Annotated in this window: 2 protein-coding genes and 2 pseudogenes; all 4 read left to right on the forward strand. The window is 64.2% G+C overall.

Going from position 1 to position 2,424, the window contains the following annotated elements; translation table 11 throughout:
- Positions 1 to 750: pseudogene (locus AUC71_RS18045) on the forward strand (elongation factor Tu); the annotation flags it as partial.
- A 64-nt stretch (positions 751 to 814) separates the two neighbouring features.
- A complete protein-coding gene (gene rpsJ, locus AUC71_RS13445) occupies positions 815 to 1,123 on the forward strand; it encodes a 30S ribosomal protein S10 (protein ID WP_069438070.1) in 309 nt (102 codons plus the stop codon).
- 31 nt (positions 1,124 to 1,154) lie between these two features.
- Entirely contained in the window at positions 1,155 to 1,922 is a 768-nt protein-coding gene (gene rplC, locus AUC71_RS13450; protein ID WP_069624656.1) for a 50S ribosomal protein L3, read from the forward strand.
- Positions 1,922 to 2,424: pseudogene (gene rplD / locus AUC71_RS18050) on the forward strand (50S ribosomal protein L4); the annotation flags it as partial. The gene rplC and the pseudogene rplD, both read left to right, overlap by 1 nt.

Genomic DNA, 2,424 nt, shown 5'->3' on the forward strand with positions numbered 1-2,424 from the left:
TCGATCTCGTCGAGCTTGAGGTGCGCGAGCTTCTGTCGAAGTACGAGTTCCCGGGCGACGAGATCCCGATCGTCAAGGGCTCCGCGCTGGCCGCCATCGAGGACAGCAACGAGGAAATCGGCAAGAAGTCGATCCTCGAGTTGATGAAGGCTGTCGACGACTATATCCCGCAGCCCGATCGTCCGGTCGACAAGCCGTTCCTGATGCCGATCGAAGACGTGTTCTCGATCTCTGGCCGCGGCACCGTGGTTACCGGCCGTATCGAGCGCGGCGTGGTCAAGGTCGGCGAGGAAGTCGAGATCGTCGGCATCAAGCCCACGAGCAAGACGACCGTCACCGGCGCGAGATGTTCCGCAAGCTTCTCGATCAGGGCCAGGCGGGCGACAACGTGGGTTGTCTGCTGCGCGGTGTCGATCGCGAGGGCGTGGAGCGTGGCCAAGTGCTCGCCAAGCCGGGTTCCGTGACGCCGCACACTAAGTTCAAGGCCGAGGCTACATCCTCACCAAGGAAGAGGGTGGCCGCCATACGCCGTTCTTCGGCAACTACCGTCCGCAGTTCTACTTCCGCACCACCGACGTGACTGGCGTCGTGGAATTGCCGGAAGGCACTGAGATGGTGATGCCGGGCGACAATATCGCCATGACCGTCGAGTTGATCGTGCCGATCGCCATGGAGGAGAAGCTTCGCTTCGCCATCCGTGAAGGCGGCCGGACCGTCGGCGCCGGCGTGGTGTCGTCGATTATCGAGTAGTTGAAAGAGAATCAGCGCGTCGTCCGGTCCGGGCGGCGCGCTTCTCAAACCTAAGGCCGTCGAGATGCAGAGCCAAAATATAAGAATCAGGCTGAAAGCCTTCGACCATCGCATTCTCGATGCGTCGACGAAGGAAATCGTCAACACGGCGAAACGCACCGGTGCGGAAGTTCGCGGGCCTATCCCGCTGCCGACCCGCATCGAAAAGTTCACCGTGAACCGCTCGCCGCATATCGACAAGAAAAGCCGCGAGCAGTTTGAAATGCGTACACACAAGCGGCTGCTCGACATTGTCGATCCCACGCCGCAGACGGTTGACGCGCTGATGAAGCTCGATCTCGCCGCCGGCGTGGACGTCGAGATCAAGCTCTAACGGCCGCGGGACGAGGCAAGGAAAAAGTTCGATGCGATCAGGTGTCATCGCTCAAAAGGTCGGCATGACCAGGATCTTCACCGACGGCGGGGACCACATCCCCGTGACGGTGCTGCGCCTGGAAAACTGCCAGGTCGTCGGCCAGCGTACGGCCGAGAAGAATGGCTATACCGCCGTCCAGCTTGGCGCGGGCCGGCGCAAGGTGAAGCGTTTGACGCGCTCAGAGCGCGGCAGCTTCGCCGTGGCCAACGTGGAGCCGAAGCGGAAGATCGCGGAGTTCCGGGTCAGCCCGGACAACATGATCGACGTGGGCGCGGAGATTACCGCCAACCACTTCATCGAGGGGCAGTTCGTGGACGTGTCCGGCACCTCGATCGGTAAGGGCTTTGCTGGCGGCATGAAGCGGCACGGTTTTGGCGGCTTGCGGGCCAGCCACGGCGTGTCGGTCAAGCACCGCAGCCTTGGTTCCACCGGCCAGTGCCAGGACCCGGGCAAGGTGTTCAAGGGCAAGAAGATGGCCGGCCACATGGGCGACGTGAGCGTCACCACCCAAAACCTGCGGGTGGTCAAGACGGACGTCGAGCGCGGCCTGATCATGATCCGCGGCGCCGTTCCCGGCGCCAAGGGCGGCTGGGTTCTGCTGCGCGATGCGGTGAAGCGGGCGCTCCCGAACGACGTGCCGAAGCCCGGCGCGTTCCGCAATGGGGCTGAGGATCAGGCGGCCAAGCAGGCCAAGGAAGAGGCGGCGCCTGCCGCTGAGACAAATGCCGAGCCGGCAGAGGGCGGGGATAACGCGTGATGAAGGCGGACGTAACAACGCTCGACGCCAAGAAGGCGGGCACCGTGGAGCTCTCGGACGACGTGTTCGGGCTCGAGCCGCGCGCCGACTTGCTGCATCGCATGGTGCGCTACCAGCTCGCCAAGCGCCGGGCCGGCACGGTCCATGTGAAGGACCGGTCGGAGATTTACCCGCGACCACGGCCAAGATGTTCAGGCAGAAGGGCACCGGGCGCGCGCGCACGGTAGCGCGAAGCCGACGATCTTCCGCGGCGGCGGCAAGTCGTTCGGGCCGAAGCCGCGCAGCCACGCCATCGAGCTGCCGAAGAAGGTTCGGGCCCTGGCGCTGAAGCACGCGCTGTCATCCAAGGCCAAGGCTGACGCTCTGGTCGTGCTCGACTCGTGCGAGCTGAAAGAAGGCAAGACCAAGGAGCTCAAGACGCGCTTCGACAAGCTTGGCGTCGGTTCGGCGCTGATCGTGGACGGCGCGGAGTTGCAGGAAGGCTTTGCGCGGGCCGCGCGAG

It is taken from the genome of Methyloceanibacter marginalis (genome assembly GCF_001723295.1).
GTDB lineage: Bacteria > Pseudomonadota > Alphaproteobacteria > Rhizobiales > Methyloligellaceae > Methyloceanibacter > Methyloceanibacter marginalis.

Excerpts from the sequence above, each read along its gene's own strand:
- rpsJ (WP_069438070.1), top strand. The coding sequence starts at position 815 with ATGCAGAGCCAAAATATAAGAATCAGGCTGAAAGCCTTCGACCATCGC.
- rplC (WP_069624656.1), top strand. The coding sequence starts at position 1,155 with ATGCGATCAGGTGTCATCGCTCAAAAGGTCGGCATGACCAGGATCTTC.